Genomic DNA, 20718 nt, shown 5'->3' on the forward strand with positions numbered 1-20718 from the left:
GAAGCAGGTCCGCTGAACACCGCCAAGAAGCGCGCCATCCACCAGGATGCTCCGTCCTACGTCGAGCAGTCCACGGAAGCGCAGATCCTCGTCACCGGCATCAAGGTCGTCGACCTCCTTGCTCCTTACGCAAAGGGCGGCAAGATCGGCCTGTTCGGCGGCGCCGGCGTCGGCAAGACCGTTCTCATCATGGAACTGATCAACAACGTCGCCAAGGCGCACGGTGGTTACTCGGTGTTCGCAGGCGTGGGTGAGCGTACCCGCGAAGGCAACGACCTCTACCACGAAATGATCGAATCGGGCGTCAACAAGCACGGCGGCGGCGAAGGCTCCAAGGCAGCACTCGTTTACGGCCAGATGAATGAACCGCCGGGCGCCCGCGCTCGCGTCGCTCTGACCGGTCTGACCGTTGCTGAAAATTTCCGCGATGAAGGCCAGGACGTACTGTTCTTCGTCGACAACATCTTCCGCTTCACGCAGGCAGGTTCGGAAGTGTCGGCTCTGCTTGGCCGTATTCCTTCGGCCGTGGGCTATCAGCCGACGCTCGCCACCGACATGGGCCAGATGCAGGAACGCATCACCACGACGACGACGGGCTCCATCACCTCGGTTCAGGCCATTTACGTTCCGGCCGACGACTTGACCGACCCGGCACCGGCAACCTCGTTTGCCCACCTGGACGCAACGACGGTTCTGTCGCGTTCTATCGCTGAAAAGGGCATCTACCCGGCAGTCGACCCGCTCGACTCCACCTCGCGCATGCTCGACCCGCTGGTCGTCGGCGAAGAGCACTACGAAATCGCCCGTAAGGTTCAGTCGACGCTGCAGCGCTACAAGGCCCTGCAGGACATCATCGCCATCCTCGGCATGGATGAACTTTCGGAAGACGACAAGCTGGCTGTTGCCCGCGCCCGCAAGATCGAGCGCTTCCTGTCGCAGCCGTTCTTCGTCGCCGAAGTCTTCACCGGTTCGCCGGGCAAGCTCGTCGCGCTCGAAGACACGATCAAGGGCTTCAAGGGTCTCGTCAACGGCGAATACGACCATCTGCCGGAAGCCGCATTCTACATGGTCGGCTCGATCGACGAAGCGATCGAAAAGGCCAAGAAGCTGGCTGCCTGATCAGGCCAATCCATCGGCGCGCGGCATTGCCCGCGCGCCCTTGCCTTGCGAATAAGACAATCGAGAAGTGACGGGCCATGGCTGACAATTTCAATTTCGAACTGGTTTCTCCGGAGCGTCTGCTGCTGTCGGAACAGGTTATCGATGTCGTCATCCCGGCCAGCGAAGGCGAGATGACGGTCATGGCCAACCATGCGCCGACCATGACCACGATCAAGCCTGGTGTCGTCAAGGTGCATTCCGCTTCGGGCAAGAAGCAGGATTACGTCGTTTTCGGCGGTTTCGCCGATATCCTGCCGACCGGTTGCACGCTGCTTGCCGAATCCGCTGTTCCTGTCGAAGACATGAGCCGAGACGAGCTGGATCGCCGCATCAATGCTGCCAAGGCCGAACTCGAAGATGCCGAGCATCACGAACATAAGTCGCGCCTCGAGCATTTCATCATGGAACTGACGCATCTGCGCGGCTCGATCCCGCAGGATTGATGAGGTCAGCGCAGTGATGGTTGAGACGAAAGCGGTCCTTTGGACCGCTTTTTTGTTGTGACGTCATGCCTTGGCTGACGTCGCCAGTCATGACCTAGCTGGGGCAGCCGCACACAAGGCAAGTCGGCCGTGCATGTTCCTTCTCCCCTCGGGGAGAAGGTGGCCCGAAGGGTCGGATGAGGGGGCTTACCGATTTGAATTCGTGAATTTTCCCGCTCTTGGCGGGCACCCCCTCATCCGCCTGTCGGCACCTTCTCCCTGAGGGGAGAAGGGGTTACGATCTCATAGACGATGCCCCTTGACGCGCTAAGCGGATTCCTTCCAAAGCCGCATTAATCCTGTTGTCCCTCCAGCAGGAACCGATGCAGCTGCGCCGCCTCCGGAGAAAGTGCGCGGAAGCGCGGAGCGCCGAGATAATATCCGAAGCCGCTTTCGACACGATCGTTGCCCACGGTGACGAGCGCGCCTGATTGCAGATATTCCTCAATCAGGCCGAGGCTGCCGAGTGCTATGCCTTCGCCCCTCAGGGATGCTTCGACTGCCATGATGTAGGTCGAGAATGACAGGCGCGGTCTCGGCAGCTTGCCTTTCAGGGGATCGCCGATGCGGCCGAACCATTGGCGGAAGCTGATCCAGTGGGCGTTGGCGCGTTCGTAATCGATGAGGTCGAGCCCGGCGATATCGACCGCCGTCAATGCTTGCGGGTCGAGGCCACGGGCAGTCAGATAGTCCGGCGAGGCAACCGGGACCAGCACTTCATTCAAAAGCGGCGTCAGGCTCCAGCGCGGATGTTCGCCGGTGGAATAGATGATGATGAGATCGTTGTTTTCCGAGGCGAGTTCGGAATGGACGTCCGTCGTCAGCAAGCGCACCGATATGCCGGGGCTTTCCTTGCCGAAATCCCGCAGCCGCTGGCCGAGCCAGAGATGCGAGATCGAGCCGCTTGCTGCTATCGAGATGATCTCGCCCGTGCCGGTGCGGAAAGGTTCGAGGCTTTCTTCCAGATATTCCAGCGTGGCGCGCACGCGCTGGAACAGCCGCTCGCCATCCGGCGTCAGTGCAAGGTTCCGGCCGCGCCGCGTAAAGAGCGTCGCGCCGAGGTGATCTTCCAGCCCCTTGATTCGGCGGCTGACGGCAGCCTGGGTGATGTTCAGCTCGCGGCCGGCGCGGGAGAAATTCATGGCGCGCGCGGCCGCATCGAACACGCGGAACGCCTCCAGCGGTATTTTTTCCAGCATTGGCTCTCCATGACCTGAGATCATCAATATTCCCGATAATTGCCCGGATTTGAAGATCTGAAATTGTGATGCAGGATTGTGACATCATTTTCAGCCGCTTGTCCAAGGTGATCCCGCGTGTCCTTCTCCATTTCCGCCATTCCAGACATTCGCTTCGGTGAGAGGTCTCTCTCCGGCCTTCCCGCGGCGGTCAAATCTTTCGATGGCGTCGGAGCCGTCCTGCTTGTGATCGATGCCTTCCTGGCGCAATCGGGCCTTGCCGCCCGGATCAGCGGCGAGCTTGCCGAAGCAGGCGTGAAGACGCAGGTCTTCTCCGATTTTGCCGGTGAGCCGAAGCTCGCGCATCTGCATGCGGCAATCGCGGCAGGGAAGGGTGCCGACATGGTGATCGGCGTCGGCGGCGGTTCGGCGCTCGATATCGGCAAGATCGTCGCCTGCTGCATCGCTTCAGGTAAAGACCCGATGCACTATGCGCTGGCTGCCAACCCGCTGCCAAAGAACGCACTGAAGAAAATCATGATCCCGACTACGGCCGGTACAGGATCGGAAACTTCGGCGACGAATATCTTCGCCGGCCCCGAGGGCAAGAAGCTCTGGATCTGGGGACCTGAGACAAAGGCGGATCTCGTCATTCTCGATCCGGCGCTGACGAAGACCCTGCCCGCGACGCTGACGGCATGGTGCGGCCTCGATGCCTTCATCCATGCCTTCGAGGCGGCGACGAACCGCAACACCCATCGCGGCGCGCAGTTCTATGCGCATCAGGCGCTGCGGCTGCTGACCGGTGCGCTGGAAACGGCGGTCAAGCAGCCCGATAACATGGCGGCTCGCGGCGATGTGCTGCTCGGCTCGTGCTTCGGCGGCATCGCCATCGACAATTGCGGTACCGCGATCGCCCACAATATCAGCCATGCGCTGGCCGGCCTCGGTCCGGTTCACCATGGGCTCGCAACCGCGCTCGGCTTCGAAGCGACGCTTTCGTGGCTCATCGAAGCGGATACGGCAGATCTCAATGCTGCAGCCAAAGCCTGCGGTGTCGAGAGCGCCGCCGAGCTGCCCGCTTTTGTCTCCGACTGGATGGATCGCTGCGGCATCGTGCGCGCGCTGCCGGCTGCCTTCAAGCCGTATGATGCAGCCGATCTTGCCCGCGAAATGCGTGCGACCGAAAACCAGCCCATGCGGCGCTCGACGATCCGCGACGTGACGGATGCCGATATCGACCGCTTTGCCGCCGCCGTCATGGCGCTGCCGAAAGGAATCTGAGATGACCAAGAATTATACGCGCGACTATTGGGAAAGCGTTCTCTCCGGCCTCCAGCCCGAAGGTCGTCACTTCATCGATGGCTCGCATCGCGCCGCCGCTTCGGGCGAGACCTTCATCCGTATCCGGCCGATGGATGGCAAGCCCGGTGCCGAGCTCGCGCGCGGCAATGCCGCCGATATCGATGCTGCGGTCGCCTCCGCCCGCGCCGCCTTCGAAAGCGGTGTCTGGCGCAAGAAGGAGCCGCTGGAAAAGAAGAGGATCATGCTGAAATGGGCGGATCTCATTCGTGCCCATGGTGATGAGCTCGCCATGCTCGAGACGATCGATGTCGGCAAGCCGGTCATGGCGTCGCTTGGCGTCGATGTACGCCTTTGCGCCGACGGCATCCAGTTCTACGGCGAAATAATCGACAAGATGTATGACGAGATCGCACCGACCGGTCCGAATGCGCGGGCCTTGGTCCGTAAGGTGCCGCTCGGTGTCATCGGGGCGATCACGCCCTGGAACTATCCGATGATCATCGATGCCTGGAAGCTTGGTCCGGCGATCGCGGCGGGCAATTCCGTCGTGCTGAAGCCCGCCGAACAATCCTCGCTTTCGGCGATCCGCCTCGCCGAGCTTGCGATCGAAGCCGGCTTACCAGCTGGCGTCTTCAATGTTGTTACGGGCTATGGCGAGGAGACCGGCAAGCCTCTGGCGCTGCACATGGATGTCGACATGATCGCCTTTACCGGCTCTACCGAAGTCGGCAAGCTGATCATGGGCTATGCGGCGCAATCGAATGTCAAGCGCGTGGCGCTGGAACTCGGCGGCAAGTCGCCGCTGGTCGTGTTCGAAGATGCCGATCTCGATGCCGCCGCCGTCGCGGCTGCCTGGGGCTGCTTCTACAATTCCGGCGAGACCTGCCATGCCTCGACACGGCTCATCGTGCAGCGCTCGGTGCAGGACAGGTTGATCGAGAAGATCGAGGCGGTCACGCGCTCCGATATCGCGCTCAAGCATCCACTCGATCCCGCAGCGCAGATCGGCGCCCTGATCGAGGAAGAGCACATGAACAAGGTGCTGGCGATGATCGCGGCCGGTGAGAAGGAAGGCGCGCGCCGGGCCTTCGGCGCGGAGCGCGTCCTGAGCGAAACCGGCGGCTATTATGTGTCGCCGGGCGTCTTCGTCGACATGACCAATGATATGAGCCTGGCGCGGCAGGAAATCTTCGGGCCGGTGCTCGCCGCCATCCCCTTCGATACGGAGGAGGAAGCGCTAGAGATCGCCAACGACACGATCTACGGATTGGCCGGTGCGGTCTTCACCAAGGACATGGATCGCGCCCACCGCTTTTCCGAGGAGATCCATGCCGGTACGGTCTGGATCAACACTTATGACATGTCGAACTTCGCGACGCCCTTCGGCGGCTTCAAGCAGTCCGGCTTCGGCCGTGATCGTTCGGTGCATGCGATCGACAAGTATTGCGATTACAAGACGATCTGGCAGCAGTTCGGTTGAGATATTGGAATTGCATAATCCCGTCCAAAGCGGCGACGCTGATCGGGATCATGCCCGGAGGATAAGGGGAGCCATAATGAGCAAGATCGTTTCCATCGATATTACCCATCATCGCCTGCCGCTCGATCCAGCGTTCAAGGCGAGCTGGGATGGCCGCCCGCGCAAGCATTTCGACGCGACCATCGTGCGCGTCCGGGATGATGAGGGCCGCGAAGGTATCGGCTCCGGCGACCTGATGAAGGGTTTCGAGGGGCATGAGGATCTGTTCATCGGACAGGACCCCCGGCACGTCGAACGGCATTATGAAGTCCTGTCGCACATCAACTTCCATTACGGCCGCTGCTGGCCGATGGACCTGGCGTTGTGGGACCTTTCCGGGAAGATCACCGGCGAGCCGGTCTGGCGGATGCTCGGCGGCCGCGCCAGCCGTGTGCGGCTCTATGCCTCTTCCGGCGTGCTGCGGGAGCCGGCTGCCATGGCCGATCAGGCCGAGCGCTATATCGATGAGGGCTTTCCGGCCATGAAGGTGCGCTTCTCCTCGTCTTCGGGCGGGCGTGGCGGCTGGCGCGAAGACGTCAAGGCACTGGAAGCGATTCGCACCCGTGTCGGCGATCGGCTGGAGCTGATGGTCGACTGCAATCAGGGTTGGCGCATGCCCTGGGATACGACTTTGCCCTGGACCTTCAAGGATGCGCTTGCTGTTGCCAAGGAACTGGAGCGGCTCGGCGTCTACTGGATGGAGGAGCCGCTACATCGCTCCGACCGCAAGGGCATGAAGGAACTGAAGCAGGCAACGTCGGTGCGCATCGTCGGCGGTGAAATGACGCGCGAACTCTATGAGTTCCGGGATATCATCGAGGAGCGTGCCTTCGATGTCATCCAGCCCGATGTTGCTCTGGTTGGCGGCATCACCGGTTGCCGACGGCTGGCCTATCAGGCGCGAGAGGCGGGCGTGCAGTTTACGCCGCATTCCTGGACGAACGGCATCGGGGTTCTCGCCAATGCGCATTTGACTGCCGGTGTTGCCGACGCCGCCTGGCTCGAATATCCCTATGACAATCCGGAGTGGAGCGAAGCCCGCCGCGATTATCCGATGACGTCGCCGCTCAAGCATGAAGCCGGCTGGCTGGATCTCGGCACCGCACCGGGCCTTGGCATCGCTCTCGACGAGGAGCGGCTGAAGGCGACGCGTATTTAGGCGCCTTCGGAATTCGAGGCGATATCTATTTGCCCATCACACATCGGGGTCATCGCCATGTCCTCCCTCTCCCCTCGGGGAGAAGGAACTTGCGGCGCTGACGTGCTTCGCATGCGATGGTCCCACGTCACACGGTGACGGGTCGTATCACCATGTTCTCCCGTGCCCGAGCCCACTGAATGACAGGGCGTTCGAGCAGCACATAGCTCAGCGTGCCGATGGCAAAGATGATGGCGGTTGCGATGAGACTTGAAATTATCCAGCCGCCCAGCACGTCGTCCGAGCCTGCGCCGAAAGACGAGGGGAAGAGCTGCGGGATCAAGGTCAGCACGATATCCTGCCAGATGTAGACGCCGAAGGAGACGGTGGCGACATAACGGCTCACGGGATTGTCGAGCAGTTTCGCGAGCAGCAGCGATTGCGGGAGCGTGCAGAGTGCGATGGCGACCGCCAGAGGAAGCAGCGGAAATTGATAGGGAATACCGAGCCAGGCATAGCCTTCCGCTGCGCCGCCGATCGACTGCGGCAGCTGCCACGCACCCATGACGATCGCGAGCGCTCCGATGATATCGTAGATCGCCAAGCGGCGGGGCGGAAGAATGGTCTGGACGCCGGCGGCCAGCGCGCCGATCGCGAATATCGCGAAGAAGCCGATGGGATTGTAGCGTGGCATCCATTCCTTAGCGCCGCCCTGGAAGCCATATTGCCATCCCCGCCCGACGCTATCCGTCGGGAGATAGGTCACGACAAGCCAATGGCCGACCAATGAGGCTGCGATGATGCCGATCCAGAGCAGGCGGCGGACGAGTGTCGAGCGCGATCTCAGCTTCGTATGAAACAGCAGCAGGAAGCCGATCGGCAGGAGAACATAACAGGTCGTCTCGAAGGGAATCGACCATAAAGGCCCATCGCCCTGTACCGGGAAAAAAGTGCGCCAATGCCATTGGCTCATCAGGAAGAAGCCGGAGACGTAGCGGCCGACCAGTTCCGCGTCGAACGCAAAACCGTAGACTGTGAAGCTGATCAGGAAGCCAACCGTCAGGGCAAACCAGAAGCCCGGCAGGATGCGAGCCGCGCGGCGCATGGCGTAGATCTTCAAAGAAGGGATGGGCTGGGCTCGATCCAATGCTGACCAGAAGGGACGCGCCAGCAGAAAGCCGCTGAGGACGAAGAAGACCGAGACGCCGTGATTGCCGAAGCGCGCCAATATGAAGGTCATGTCCAGGGCCGGCGGGATCTTGTAGAAATTCATTCGGAGCACGAGATGGTGAACAAGCACCATCAGACATGCGACGGCGCGCATGAAATCCGCTCCTCCCAGCCGCTTCGCGTTCTCCATTCCCGTATCCGCCCGAGATCTCCTTCTATTGGGTTAGGTCATTGCGGCGGTTTCGGCAAGCGCGATCCTTGAAGGCAGGACGCCCGGACCCGTGGTGCCTGGGTCCGGGCGTCGGACCGATCTCCCGCACCTGCCAGAAACGGGGGATCGGATTGAGGTGTTGGGATAGAGATCAGGCAGCAACGGAGCGGTAGGGGCGTGTCGTGCGAGCCGGCTTCAAGGCATTGCTCCACCAGGTCAGCCGCGCGATCATCAGGACAAGCGACTTTCTGGCATCGAGCGGATTTTCCAGCGTGCCGTCCTCGGCAAATCTGCCCCAGGGATTGGCGAAGCTCACCGTATCGCGCACCGTGACGGTATGCAGCTCGGCAAAGACGAGCCGCAATTGCTCGACAGCGCGCAGGCCGCCGGAGATGCCGCCATAGGAGACGAAGGCAACGGGCTTGCCATGCCAGGGCTCATAGACGAGGTCGAGCACGAATTTCAGCGAGGCGGTGAAGCTGTGATTGTATTCGGGCGTAACAATAATGAAGGCATCGGCAGCCGAAAGCCGCTCCGATAGGGCAGCGACGCCGGGATGCTCGCGATTGTGCTCAAAAGGCAGATCGAATTCGAGGGGATCGATCAGGTCGATGTCCAAAAGCGGATAGTGCGCCAATTCGCGGGCGACCCAGTTGACCACCCGGTCGCACAGCCGGCCCGGGCGCGTGCTGCCGTAGATGATCGCCAGCCGGGTTCTTTCTGTCATGTCTTGCTCCTGCTTTACGCGGTTCGGAGCCAGGGTTATAAAACCTCAAGTAAGGTTGAGGTCAATAGGAAATCATGGGGAAAATCGAACCGGCTCAATTCTCAAAGCTGCTGACGGTCGGCGAGGTGGCGGCGCGCAGTGGTGTGGCGGTGTCCGCGCTGCATTTCTATGAAGCGAAAGGCCTGATCGAGAGCCATCGCAGCCGCGGCAATCAGAGGCGCTATCCCCGCGAGGTGCTGCGGCGAGTCTCCGTCATCAAGGTGGCGCAAAGGGTCGGCATTCCGCTTGCCGAGATTCAGGCGGCCCTCCAATCTCTGCCGCAGGGGCGGACACCGACTGCATCCGACTGGAAAGCGCTTTCGGAACTATGGAAGGATGATCTCGACGCCCGCATCAAGCGCCTGCAGGGACTTCGCGATCAGCTGGACAGCTGCATCGGCTGCGGCTGCCTATCGCTCGATAGCTGTCCCTTGCGCAATCCATGGGATACGCTCTCCGAAGAGGGTGCGGGGCCGCGGCTGCTCGACCCCGCAGAGTGAATTGAACGCTCAGGCGTGGACGTGGCTGTCGGCCATGTAGCTGTCGAGAGCCGCGGCTTCTTCCTTCGAAAGGTAAAGGCCCTTCTTGGAGCGGCGCCAGAGGATATCGGCGGCGCTATAAGCCCATTCCTGTTCGATCATGTAACGCACTTCCGCTTCATAGAGATCGCTTCCGAAACACCGGCCGAGATCGGCGATCGTCTTTGCGTCGCCAAGGATCATGGCAGCGCGCGTGCCGTAGCGGCGGATGAGGCGGCGGGCATGCGGGTCGGCGAGGAAGGGATAGCGCGACTTGAGCTTGGAGACTTCGGCATCATAGCCGCGAACCGGAAAGTCACCGCCGGGCAGTGAGCTCTTGGCGGTCCAGGGCGTGCCCTTAGGGCCGATGGCCTCGCCGATCTTCTCCAGCGCGTGTTCGCCGAGACGGCGATAGGTGGTGAGCTTGCCGCCGAAGACATTGAGCAGCGGCGCCTGGCCTTCTTCGCCTTCGACCTTCAGCACGTAATCGCGCGTGGCTTCCTGCGCCTTCGATGCGCCGTCGTCATAAAGCGGGCGCACGGCAGAATAGGTCCAGACGATATCCTCGGGCCGGACCGGCTCCCTAAAATATTCGCTGGCGGCGTTGCAGAGATAGGTGGTTTCGCCCTCGGTGATCTTCACGTCCTTCGGATCGTCCTTGTAGTCGCGATCCGTGGTGCCAATCAGTGTGAAATCCTGCTCGTAGGGGATGGCGAAGATGATGCGGTTGTCCGGGTTCTGGAAGAAATAGGCGCGGGGACCATCGAACTTCTTGCGCACGATGATATGACTGCCCTGAACGAGGCGGACATTGTGCACCTGGTTCTTGCCGCACGCCTCCGAGAGAACATGATCGACCCAGGGACCTGCGGCATTGACCAGCATGCGCGAGCGGAACTGCCGCTTTTCGCCGCTGATCGTGTTTTCCGTTTCGATGGCCCAGAAGGCGCCTTCGCGCCGGGCCGAGACTACCTTCGTTCGCGGCATGACCGCCGCGCCGCGATCGGCCGCATCGCGTGCGTTCAGCACCACCATGCGGGCGTCGTCCACCCAGCCGTCGGAATATTCGAACGCCTTGGTGAAGAGGGCCTTCAGGGGCTTGCCGGCCGGATCCTTCTTCATGTCCAGCGTCGCCGTCGGCGGCAGGAGCTTTCGCCCACCAAGGTGGTCGTAGAGGAAAAGGCCGAGGCGGATGAGCCAGGCCGGACGGATGCCGCCCTTGTGATAAGGTAGGACGAAGCGCATCGGCCAGATGATATGCGGCGCCATGGCCCAGAGCACCTCACGCTCCATCAGCGATTCGCGCACGAGGCGGAATTCGTAGTGTTCGAGATAACGCAACCCACCGTGGATGAGCTTGGTGGCGCCGGAGGAGGTGCCGGAGGCGAAATCGTTCATTTCGGCAAGCGCCACCTTGTAGCCGCGTCCCGCGGCGTCACGGGCGATGCCGCAGCCGTTGATGCCGCCACCGATGACGAAAATATCGTAGGCCTGTTCGTTCACGCGCCCCTCCGCAAGGGTCCGTCATGGAATGAAGATGAAGAAATCGAAACTATTTGATCTAGATCGAAACGAATACGAATGTCAAACGAACATTTCTTGACGGAAAACGCGCTGTCAGGCCGGACGGCGGGAAGTTTCTACAAGATGGACATCGTGCTCTGCCGCAATGGTTCGGATGGATTCGATGGTGCACTCGTTCGTGACGAACGTATGAACCTGCGAGAGATGGCCAATGCGAACCGGAGCGGTTCGTTCGAACTTTGTGTTGTCGGCAACGAGAATGACATGCCGGGCGTTGGCGATGATAGCCTGCGCCACTTTCACTTCACGAAAATCGAAATCCAGAATCGCGCCGTCGGCGTCGATCGCCGACGCGCCGATGACGGCGTAGTCGACCTTGAACTGCTTGATGAAGTCGACGGCGGCTTCACCGACGATGCCGCCATCCGAGCCGCGGACGACACCGCCGGCGATGACGACCTCGATGGACGGAAAGACGCGCAACTTATTGGCTACGTTGATGTTATTGGTGATGACCATCAGTTCGTGATGACCGAGCAGAGCCTCGCCCACGGCTTCCGTCGTTGTGCCGATATTGATGAAAAGCGAACTGTTGCTGGGGATCAGGCTGGCGGCGGCGCGCCCTATCGCCTGTTTTTCCGGGGCGGCGATCGACCGCCTAGCTTCGTATTTCACATTTTCGGTGCCGCCGGGAAAGATCGCGCCACCATGCACGCGCGACAGCACGCGGCCGTCGCAGAGATCGTTCAGATCCTTGCGGATGGTTTGCGGCGTGACCGAAAAGCGCAGCGCCAGCTCCTCCACCAGCACGCGCCCCTCCGCCTTGGCGATGTCGAGAATTTCGGTCTGGCGCCCGGACAGGAACATGGTCTTCGCTCCCTTTCTTTCGTTTTTTCGTCATCATATGATAAAGTGAAAATTCCGCAATTACCGGCGCGCGGATAGAGCATGATACGGAAAAGTGTCGGGGAATTTCGGACGACGCCGTGTTCTGCTTTTGCTTCCTGAAGCGGGAGCGGATTTCAAACCGATTCGACCTAAAATCACCCGGTTCCAGTGTTGTTGAGGAGGTCATGGATGTTTCATCCGAAGCTATTCGAAAATCGCAATGTCGTCGTCACCGGCGCAGGTCGGGGCATCGGGCTGGAGGTCGCGCGGCAGTTTCTCGATTGCGGAGCCCACGTCCTTGTCCACGTCGGTCGTGATGCCGGTCGTGAATTACCCGATTTTCTCATGGAGGCGGAAGCGGACCGCCGCGCATTCCTCATTGCCGGCGATTTCTCTGCCGGCAACGGCACGCAGGATTTCCTCAGCGCCGCGGGCGAGCGTTTCGACCGCGTCGACGTCCTGGTCAACAATGCCGGCACCATGATGGGGCGTTTTCCTGCGAGCGAACTGACGGATGAGCAGTATGAAAGGATCGTTCAGCTCAATCAGACCTCCGTCATGGAGGTGACAAGGGGACTGCTGCCGCTGCTGCGGGCGGCTGGGCAGGCTGCGATCGTCAATACGGTTTCGATTTCCGCGCTGACCGGCGGGAGTCCCGGATCTGCGATCTATTCCGCTTCGAAAGCTTTCGTTTCGACCTATTCGAAGGCTCTGGCGCGCGAGCTGGCGCCTGACGGCATTCGGGTGAACTGCGTCTCGCCCGGCACGATAGCAACCGACTTTCATGAGCGCTATTCGTCCCGGGAGAAACTGGAGCAGACGCGCAAATCCATCCCGCTGCAACGGCTCGGCACACCGGAAGATTGCGCGCCTGCCTATCTCTTTCTGGCGGCGCCGACGCTTTCCGGCTACATCACCGGGCAAGTGATCGAGATCAATGGCGGTCAGCTTATCTGCTGATAAAGCGGACCTTTTTTGGTTTTCCAGGTGTTTTTGAATAAGCGTCTGATTTGATAATATTATAAGCATGCCTCTGGGGGATTTCTTACTAGAGGCTGTGATATGTCGTCGTCTCTACCGCGGCGCCGCGCTGCGAAACATGATGTCGAGGAAATGACCGACAGGGCGCGCAAGGCTAGCGCGCTACTGAAAGCATTGTCGCACGAAACCCGCTTGGCGATTCTTTTCGTGCTTGCCAAGCACGAGAAAACGGTGATGGAGCTCGAGGCTCTTCTCGATCTGCCGCAGGCTGTCGTTTCGCAGCATCTGGCACGCCTTCGTCTGGACAATCTGGTCGATACGCGCCGCGAGGGACGGCTCATTCATTATGCCGTTTCGCGGTCTGAAATCTGTGCCGTGGTCGATTCGCTGCAGGAAGCCTTCTGCGAGACCGATCGTTGATGTCCGGCGCGGTGTTGCGCTTGCCAGGCCAGCGGTCTAGGTGTCTCTGCTTTTCTCCGAATCGCGAAAACGCTCTATACCTTTTGTTCTCACGCAATTCCGGACGGAAAACCGCTTCGCACTTTTCCTGGAATTGCTCTAACTCTTTCGCGTTGGGAGAGTGGAATGATCGACAAGCTGGAATTCTTCATAGCGCTGGCGAATCAGAAGCATTTTGGCCGCGCCGCCGAAGAGTGCGGCGTGACGCAGCCGACATTGTCGGCGGCGATCAGGCAGCTCGAGGACCAGCTCGGCGTGATACTCGTCAGCCGCGGCTCGCGCTTTCAGGGGCTGACGCCCGAGGGACAGCGCGTGCTGGAATGGGCGCGCCGCATCGTCGGCGACAGCCGCACCATGCGCGAGGAAATGCGGGCAGCGCGCAAGGGGCTTGCCGGCCATATCCGGATTGCGGCCATCCCGACGGCGCTTGCCATGATCCCGAAAATCACCACTCCTTTCCAGGAAAGGCATCCCGACGTCACCTTCTCCATCATATCGCGCAATTCGCTGCAGGTTTTGAGCCTGCTTGAAAATCTCGAGATCGATGCCGGCATCACTTATCTGGAAAACGAGCCGCTCGGCCGTGTCACCAGCGTGCCGCTCTATGCCGAGCGTTATCACCTGATCACGGCGGCCGGCAGCCCGTTTTCCGAGCGGGAGAGCGTGACTTGGAAGGAAGTCGGCAACCTTCGGCTTTGTCTATTGACCGCCGACATGCAGAACCGCCGCATCATCAACCGGCATCTGGCCGAAGCGGGCGTTGCAGCCAACCCGACATTGGAATCCAATTCGATGATCGTGCTGTTCTCGCATGTGCAGACGGGGCGCTGGGCGAGCATCATGCCGAAGAATATCGCCGATTCTTTCGGTTTTCCGGCCGATATTCACAAAATTCCGATCACGGAACCGGAGGCGGAGCATCTCGTCGGGCTGGTCGCCACGCATCGGGAGCCCTTCACGCCGCTCGTATCGGCCCTGTTGCATGAGGCAAGATTGCTCGCAGAGGGTCTCAAGAATCGATAGAAATTCTCTATCGATCGACGGGACTGCCTTATTGATCCCTGGCCCTCTCCCTGCGACTTTAAATCAAGGCGTGTCGATCGCGCGCCATAGAGGAAATGCCGCATGAGCCTTGTCTGAAGATGTGCCTTCGATTTTCAGAGCCATGCGCGGGAGGCTGCTAATGGGTTTGAATCAGGCCGCGGGCGATGTCGCAACCCGCGCCGGTGCCATCATCGATAATATGAAATCGATGGAGGGGCCGCTTTTGCCGATCCTGCACGGGATTCAAGAGGAATTCGGCCATGTGCCGCCGGAAGCGCTGCCGCTGATCGCTAGGGCACTCAACCTGTCTCGCGCGGAAGTACATGGCGTCATGACCTTCTATCATGACTATCGCGACCATCCGGCGGGTCGCCACGTCCTGAAGCTCTGTCGTGCCGAAGCCTGTCAGTCGATGGGTGGCGATGCGGTCGCGGAGCGCGTCAAGCAGCTGCTGGGCATCGATTTTCACCAAACGACGCTCGATGGCAGCGTTACGCTTGAGCCCGTCTACTGTCTCGGTCTCTGTGCCTGCTCTCCGGCCGCGATGCTGGATGGAGAGGTGCATGGCCGGCTCGACGCCGAGAGCGCCGAAGACCTGGTGAAGGAGGCGCGCCAATGACGCTCACCATCTATATCCCCCGCGATGCCGCCGCCCTTTCGCTGGGTGCTGAGAAGGTGGCGAAATCGGCCGCGCAGGAAATCGCCAAACGCGGCCTCGATGCGCGCATCGTGCGCAACGGCTCGCGCGGCATGTTCTGGCTCGAGCCTTTGGTGGAAGTCGAGATCGGCGGCAAGCGCATCGGCTATGGGCCGGTGAAGGCAAAGGACGTCTCTGGTCTGTTCGATGCCGGGCTCGCTGAGGGCCGCGAGCATCCGCTCTGTCTTGGGGAGGTCGAAAACCTCCCATTCCTGAAAGAGCAGACCCGCCTGACCTTTGCCCGCTGCGGCATTACCGATCCGCTTTCGCTGCGGGATTACGAAGCTCATGGCGGCCTGAAAGGCCTGCGTCGCGCCATCGGCATGGCATCAGGAGATATTGTCAAGGAAGTCACCGGCTCCGGCCTTCGAGGCCGCGGCGGTGCGGGTTTCCCGACGGGCATCAAGTGGAAGACGGTGCTCGACGCTCCAGGCGACCGCAAATACATCGTCTGCAATGCCGACGAGGGCGATAGCGGCACTTTTGCCGACCGGATGATCATGGAAGGCGATCCCTTCGTGCTGATCGAAGGCATGGTGATAGCTGCCCTCGCGACGGGGGCGACGAAGGGTTTCGTCTACACGCGTTCGGAATATCCGCATGCGATCGCCACCATGACCGAAGCGGTCGAAATCGCGCGCAAGGCCGGCATTCTCGGAACCTCGGTGCTCGGCTCCGGCAAGGCATTCGATATGGAAATCCGCACCGGTGCCGGCGCCTATGTCTGCGGCGAGGAAACGGCGCTGCTGAACAGCCTCGAAGGCAAGCGCGGCGTCGTGCGCGCCAAGCCGCCGCTGCCGGCGCACATGGGTCTGTTCGACCGTCCGACCGTCATCAACAACGTGATTTCGCTCGCCTCGGTCCCGATCATCATGGACAAGGGCGCCGCCTTCTACCGCGATTTCGGCATGGGCCGTTCGCGCGGCACGATCCCATTGCAGATCGCCGGCAACGTCAAGCATGGCGGCCTTTACGAGACGGCTTTCGGCCTTTCGCTCGGCGATATCGTCGAGCGGATCGGCGGCGGCACCGCGACGGGCCGGCCGGTCAAGGCAGTACAGGTGGGCGGCCCGCTGGGCGCCTATTTCCCGCGCTCTCTGTTCGACACACCGTTCGACTATGAAGCCTTTGCGGCCAAGGACGGGTTGATCGGCCACGCCGGCCTCGTCGTCTTCGACGATACTGCCGACATGCTGAAGCAGGCCCGTTTCGCGATGGAGTTCTGTGCGGTCGAAAGCTGCGGCAAGTGTACGCCCTGCCGCATCGGCTCGACGCGCGGCGTCGAGACGGCCGACAAGATCGCGCGCGGTATCGAACCGGAGAAGAACAAGGAGCTGCTCGCCGATCTCTGCAACACGATGAAGTTCGGTTCGCTCTGTGCACTCGGCGGCTTCACGCCCTATCCCGTCATGAGTGCGATGACCCATTTCCCGGAGGATTTTTCTCCGGCTCCCTTGATCGAAGCGGCGGAGTAAGAGCCATGTCCCTCGTTCCAGAAATCGATTATGGCACGCCCGCCTCCCAATCCGAAACCATGGTGACGCTGACCATCGACGGACAGCAGATTACGGTGCCTGAGGGCACGTCGATCATGCGCGCCTCGATGGAAGCCGGCATCGAGGTGCCGAAGCTCTGCGCCACCGACATGATCGACGCCTTCGGCTCCTGCCGGCTCTGCCTTGTCGAAATCGAAGGCCGCAACGGTACGCCGGCCTCGTGTACGACGCCGGTCGCCCCCGGCATCGTCGTCCATACGCAAACCGGACGGCTGAAGGACATCCGCCGCGGCGTGATGGAACTCTATATTTCCGACCATCCGCTCGACTGTCTGACCTGTGCTGCCAATGGCGATTGCGAATTGCAGGACATGGCTGGCGCCGTCGGCCTGCGTGACGTGCGCTACGGCTATGAGGGCGACAATCACGTCAAGGCGCGCAACAATGGCGACATCAATCTGAAATGGGCGCCGAAAGACGAGTCCAATCCTTATTTCACCTTTGATGCCTCGAAGTGCATCGTCTGCTCGCGCTGCGTGCGCGCTTGCGAGGAAGTGCAGGGCACCTTCGCGCTGACCATCGAAGGCCGCGGCTTCGATTCTCGCGTCTCGGCCGGCATGCACGAGAATTTCATCGATAGCGAATGCGTTTCCTGCGGCGCCTGCGTGCAGGCCTGCCCGACCGCGACGCTGACCGAAAAGTCTGTCATATCGATCGGCCAGCCGGAACATTCCGTCGTCACCACCTGCGCCTATTGCGGCGTCGGCTGCTCCTTCAAGGCGGAAATGCGCGGCGAGGAGCTGGTGCGCATGGTGCCCTGGAAGGATGGCCAGGCCAATCGCGGCCATTCCTGCGTCAAGGGCCGCTTCGCCTATGGCTATTCGACCCACAAGGACCGTATCCTCAACCCGATGATCCGCGAGAAGGTGACCGATCCCTGGCGCGAGGTGACCTGGGACGAGGCCTTTGCCCATATCGCCACCGAGTTCAAGCGACTGCAGTATCAGTACGGCCGCGATTCCGTCGGTGGCATTACCTCCTCGCGCTGCACCAACGAGGAAACCTATCTGGTGCAGAAGCTCGTGCGCGCCGGCTTCGGCAACAACAATGTCGATACCTGTGCCCGCGTCTGCCATTCTCCCACAGGTTATGGCCTCGGCCAGGCCTTCGGCACGTCGGCAGGCACGCAGAACTTCGACAGCGTCGAGCATTCCGATGTCGTTATCGTCATCGGTGCCAACCCGACGGACGGTCACCCGGTCTTCGGTTCGCGCCTGAAGAAGCGCCTGCGTCAGGGTGCCAAGCTGATCGTCATCGATCCGCGCCGCATCGATCTCGTGCGCACGCCGCATGTCGAGGCCAGTTATCATCTGCCTTTGAAGCCGGGCACCAATGTCGCCATGCTGACGGCGCTGGCTCACGTCATCGTTACCGAAGGCCTGTTCGACGAGAAATTCATTCGCGAACGCTGCGACTGGTCGGAATTCGAGGATTGGGCGGCCTTCGTTGCCGAGCCGCAGCATAGCCCGGAGGAAACGGAAAAATACACCGGCGTTCCCGCCGATCTCGTGCGCGGGGCAGCGCGCCTTTATGCCAAGGGCGGCAACGGTGCGATCTATTATGGCCTCGGCGTCACCGAACACAGCCAGGGCTCGACGACGGTCATGGCGATCGCCAACCTTGCCATGGCGACCGGCAATATCGGCCGTCCCGGTGTCGGCGTGAACCCGCTGCGCGGCCAGAACAATGTGCAGGGCTCCTGCGACATGGGGTCCTTTCCGCATGAGCTGACCGGCTATCGCCACATCTCCGACGATGCCACGCGCGAAGTCTTCGAAAAGCTGTGGGGCGTGAAGCTCAACAACGAGCCGGGTCTTCGTATCCCGAATATGCTCGATGCCGCCGTCGAAGGCACGTTCAAGGGTCTCTATATTCAGGGCGAGGATATCCTTCAGTCCGATCCGGATACCAAACATGTCGCAGCCGGCCTCGCCGCAATGGAATGCGTCGTGGTTCACGACCTCTTCCTGAACGAGACGGCCAACTATGCGCATGTCTTCCTGCCGGGCTCGACCTTCCTGGAAAAGGACGGCACCTTCACCAATGCCGAACGTCGCATCAACCGCGTTCGCAAGGTCATGACACCGCGGAACGGCTATGCCGACTGGGAAGTGACGCAGAAGATGGCGCAGGCCATGGGTCTCGGCTGGAACTACACGCATCCGTCCGAGATCATGGACGAGATTGCCGCGACGACGCCGACCTTCGCTCTCGTTTCCTACGACTATCTCGAAAAGATGGGTTCCGTGCAGTGGCCCTGCAACGAGAAGACGCCGCTCGGTTCGCCGATCATGCATATCGACGGTTTCGTGCGCGGCAAGGGCAAGTTCATCCGCACGGAATATGTCGCGACCGACGAGCGCACCGGCCCGCGCTTCCCGCTGCTGCTCACCACCGGGCGCATTCTCAGCCAGTACAATGTCGGCGCGCAGACGCGGCGGACGGAGAATGTGGTCTGGCATGCGGAGGATCGATTGGAAATCCATCCGCACGACGCGGAGCAGCGCGGCATCCGTGACGGCGACTGGGTCCGGCTCAGCAGCCGCTCCGGCGACACGACGCTTCGAGCATTGATTACCGACCGTGTCGCTCCCGGCGTCGTCTACACGACCTTCCATCATCCGGATACGCAGGCGAACGTCATCACCACCGATTACACCGACTGGGCGACGAATTGCCCGGAATACAAGGTGACGGCGGTGCAGGTCTCGCCGTCGAACGGCCCGTCTCAGTGGCAGGTCGATTATGATGAGCAGGCGCGGCAATCGCGACGCATCGTTGGGAAGATGGAGGCAGCTGAGTGAGCCGAAGTGTGGGGAAATATACCCCCCCCTGTCGCTTTCGCGACATCTCCCCCACAAGGGGGGAGATTGTTGGGAGTTTGCGGCTTGTCACTAGCAAGACAATAGGCACCGATTTCAGCAGTCTGGATGTTTGCTTGAGGCAAGAGAGTGCTGCGCGTTACCAATCTCCCCCCTTGTGGGGGAGATGTCACGAAGTGACAGAGGGGGGTACTCCACGCCCGGCCGGACAATGACCAAATTCCCTCCCACTACTCCCGTCTCCGAAACCGTCCGCCGCAATGGCCTGCTGCGTTCGGGGACGCGCGTCGTCCCCGAGGAAGTGCCGATCGCCTTTTCCTATGGCGGCACGTCGCATGCGGTCATGATGGGAACGCCCGCCGATATCGGGGATTTTGCGATCGGTTTCAGCCTGACTGAGGGCATCATTACCGATATCGATCAGATCGCGGCCGTCGAACCAATAGAGGACGAGCAGGGGATCGATGTACAGATCACTCTCGTCGACGATGCCGCTGATGCCCTGCGGCTGCGGCGCCGCCATATGGCAGGACCCGTCGGCTGTGGTCTATGCGGCATCGAATCGATCGAGCAGGCGGTACGGAAGGTGCCTGACGTTTCGAAGGTCGCTTTGAAGCTGACGCAGAAGGACATCGTCCGTGGGGTCGCGCTGCTTAACGATGCCCAGCCGCTGCATCGCGCGACGCGCGCCGTGCATGGCGCTGGCTTTTATATTCCAACCGAGGGACTGCTTGCCGTGCGCGAGGATGTCGGAAGGCACAATGCGCTGGACAAACTCTGCGGCGCGGTCATCCGCTCCGGTCACAAAGGGACCGAAGGCGTGGTGGCTGTCACCAGCCGGCTTTCGGTCGAGATGGTTCAGAAGACGGCGATTCTGGGCACTTCCATACTGGTCGCCATCTCGGCGCCGACAGCGCTCGCCATCCGCACGGCGGACGAGGCCGGCATGACGCTCGTGGCGCTGGTACGCGGCGACGATTTCGAGATTTTCACCCATCCGCATCGCATTATCACGGGGAGCATCGCCGATGTCGCCTGACGAAACGCCGCACGGCAAGACCGAAGCCAAGCTCATCTATATGGCGAACCAGATCGCCACCTTCTTTAAGACGCAGCCCGCAAACGAAGCCGTGCAGGGGGTTGCCACGCATATCAACAAGTTCTGGGAGCCGCGTATGCGGCGTCAGTTGTTCGCGATCATCGAGCATGGGGATAGCGGGCTGAGCCCGCTGGTGCTGGAGGCGGCGGCGCTGATCCACAAGCCTGCGCCGGCAGAAGAAATTAAGCCGGCTTAATATA

The 20718-nt window shown here is 61.1% G+C and carries 19 protein-coding genes; 14 read left to right on the top strand and 5 right to left on the bottom strand.

Annotation, left to right across the window (positions count from 1 at the left end; translation table 11 throughout):
- Both atpD and Q4Q11_RS11790 read left to right on the top strand, forming a co-directional pair.
- The coding region (gene atpD / locus Q4Q11_RS11785) for a F0F1 ATP synthase subunit beta (protein ID WP_498569585.1) at positions 1–1119 on the top strand (1119 nt) is incomplete at its 5' end.
- Positions 1120–1196: 77 nt separating this feature from the next.
- Positions 1197–1604 (top strand): F0F1 ATP synthase subunit epsilon, encoded by a 408-nt coding sequence (locus Q4Q11_RS11790; protein WP_113215361.1) that lies wholly within the window; start codon positions 1197–1199, stop codon positions 1602–1604.
- Between the two features lie 332 nt (positions 1605–1936).
- Here the strand turns inward: Q4Q11_RS11790 and Q4Q11_RS11795 are convergent, their stop codons facing one another.
- Positions 1937–2842 (bottom strand): LysR substrate-binding domain-containing protein, encoded by a 906-nt coding sequence (locus Q4Q11_RS11795; RefSeq protein ID WP_113215360.1) that lies wholly within the window; start codon positions 2840–2842, stop codon positions 1937–1939.
- A gap of 117 nt (positions 2843–2959) precedes the next feature.
- Between Q4Q11_RS11795 and Q4Q11_RS11800 the strand changes: the two genes are divergently transcribed.
- The 3 genes from Q4Q11_RS11800 (at position 2960) to Q4Q11_RS11810 (ending at position 6804) form a co-directional block, all read left to right on the top strand.
- Entirely contained in the window at positions 2960–4105 is a 1146-nt protein-coding gene (locus Q4Q11_RS11800; RefSeq protein WP_498569586.1) for an iron-containing alcohol dehydrogenase, read from the top strand.
- Between the two features lies 1 nt (position 4106).
- Complete coding sequence (locus tag Q4Q11_RS11805; protein ID WP_498569587.1) at positions 4107–5606, top strand: aldehyde dehydrogenase; 1500 nt, start codon at positions 4107–4109, stop codon at positions 5604–5606.
- 76 nt (positions 5607–5682) lie between these two features.
- Complete coding sequence (locus Q4Q11_RS11810) at positions 5683–6804, top strand: mandelate racemase/muconate lactonizing enzyme family protein (protein ID WP_498569588.1); 1122 nt, start codon at positions 5683–5685, stop codon at positions 6802–6804.
- 127 nt (positions 6805–6931) lie between these two features.
- Here the strand turns inward: Q4Q11_RS11810 and Q4Q11_RS11815 are convergent, their stop codons facing one another.
- Both Q4Q11_RS11815 and Q4Q11_RS11820 read right to left on the bottom strand, forming a co-directional pair.
- Positions 6932–8143, bottom strand: a complete 1212-nt coding sequence (locus Q4Q11_RS11815) for an acyltransferase family protein (RefSeq protein ID WP_498569589.1) — start codon at positions 8141–8143, stop codon at positions 6932–6934.
- A 172-nt stretch (positions 8144–8315) separates the two neighbouring features.
- A complete protein-coding gene (locus Q4Q11_RS11820) occupies positions 8316–8891 on the bottom strand; it encodes an NAD(P)H-dependent oxidoreductase (RefSeq protein ID WP_112504427.1) in 576 nt (191 codons plus the stop codon).
- A 74-nt stretch (positions 8892–8965) separates the two neighbouring features.
- Here Q4Q11_RS11820 and soxR point away from each other — a divergent pair, with 74 nt between their 5' ends.
- Entirely contained in the window at positions 8966–9430 is a 465-nt protein-coding gene (soxR, locus tag Q4Q11_RS11825; protein ID WP_112504425.1) for a redox-sensitive transcriptional activator SoxR, read from the top strand.
- A gap of 9 nt (positions 9431–9439) precedes the next feature.
- On the opposite strand, the gene glpD is transcribed toward soxR, so the two are convergent.
- Positions 9440–10951, bottom strand: coding sequence for a glycerol-3-phosphate dehydrogenase (glpD, locus tag Q4Q11_RS11830; protein WP_498569590.1), 1512 nt, complete (start codon positions 10949–10951; stop codon positions 9440–9442).
- 114 nt (positions 10952–11065) lie between these two features.
- Complete coding sequence (locus Q4Q11_RS11835; protein ID WP_498569591.1) at positions 11066–11839, bottom strand: DeoR/GlpR family DNA-binding transcription regulator; 774 nt, start codon at positions 11837–11839, stop codon at positions 11066–11068.
- A 210-nt stretch (positions 11840–12049) separates the two neighbouring features.
- On the opposite strand from Q4Q11_RS11835, the gene Q4Q11_RS11840 reads away from it, so the two are divergent.
- The 8 genes from Q4Q11_RS11840 (at position 12050) to Q4Q11_RS11875 (ending at position 20714) form a co-directional block, all read left to right on the top strand.
- The gene (locus Q4Q11_RS11840) at positions 12050–12820 is read left to right on the top strand and encodes an SDR family NAD(P)-dependent oxidoreductase (RefSeq protein WP_498569592.1); all 771 of its coding nucleotides are present in this window, start codon (positions 12050–12052) and stop codon (positions 12818–12820) included.
- A gap of 102 nt (positions 12821–12922) precedes the next feature.
- Positions 12923–13261: an ArsR/SmtB family transcription factor gene (locus Q4Q11_RS11845; protein ID WP_498569593.1), complete on the top strand. Its 339-nt coding sequence runs from the start codon at positions 12923–12925 to the stop codon at positions 13259–13261.
- A 165-nt stretch (positions 13262–13426) separates the two neighbouring features.
- On the top strand, positions 13427–14323 hold the full coding sequence (locus Q4Q11_RS11850) for a LysR family transcriptional regulator (protein WP_112504416.1): 897 nt from the start codon (positions 13427–13429) through the stop codon (positions 14321–14323).
- 160 nt (positions 14324–14483) lie between these two features.
- Entirely contained in the window at positions 14484–14963 is a 480-nt protein-coding gene (locus Q4Q11_RS11855) for a formate dehydrogenase subunit gamma (protein WP_498569594.1), read from the top strand.
- Positions 14960–16516, top strand: a complete 1557-nt coding sequence (locus Q4Q11_RS11860; RefSeq protein WP_498569595.1) for a formate dehydrogenase beta subunit — start codon at positions 14960–14962, stop codon at positions 16514–16516. Before Q4Q11_RS11855 ends, Q4Q11_RS11860 begins: the two co-directional genes overlap by 4 nt.
- Positions 16517–16521: 5 nt before the next feature.
- Entirely contained in the window at positions 16522–19401 is a 2880-nt protein-coding gene (fdhF, locus tag Q4Q11_RS11865) for a formate dehydrogenase subunit alpha (RefSeq protein WP_498569596.1), read from the top strand.
- A gap of 229 nt (positions 19402–19630) precedes the next feature.
- On the top strand, positions 19631–20458 hold the full coding sequence (gene fdhD / locus Q4Q11_RS11870; protein ID WP_498569597.1) for a formate dehydrogenase accessory sulfurtransferase FdhD: 828 nt from the start codon (positions 19631–19633) through the stop codon (positions 20456–20458).
- Entirely contained in the window at positions 20448–20714 is a 267-nt protein-coding gene (locus tag Q4Q11_RS11875) for a formate dehydrogenase subunit delta (RefSeq protein ID WP_112504406.1), read from the top strand. The genes fdhD and Q4Q11_RS11875 overlap by 11 nt, the downstream gene beginning before the upstream one ends.
- Positions 20715–20718 lie beyond the last annotated feature (4 nt).

The sequence above is a fragment of the Rhizobium sp. UFLA01-1127 genome (assembly GCF_059803845.1).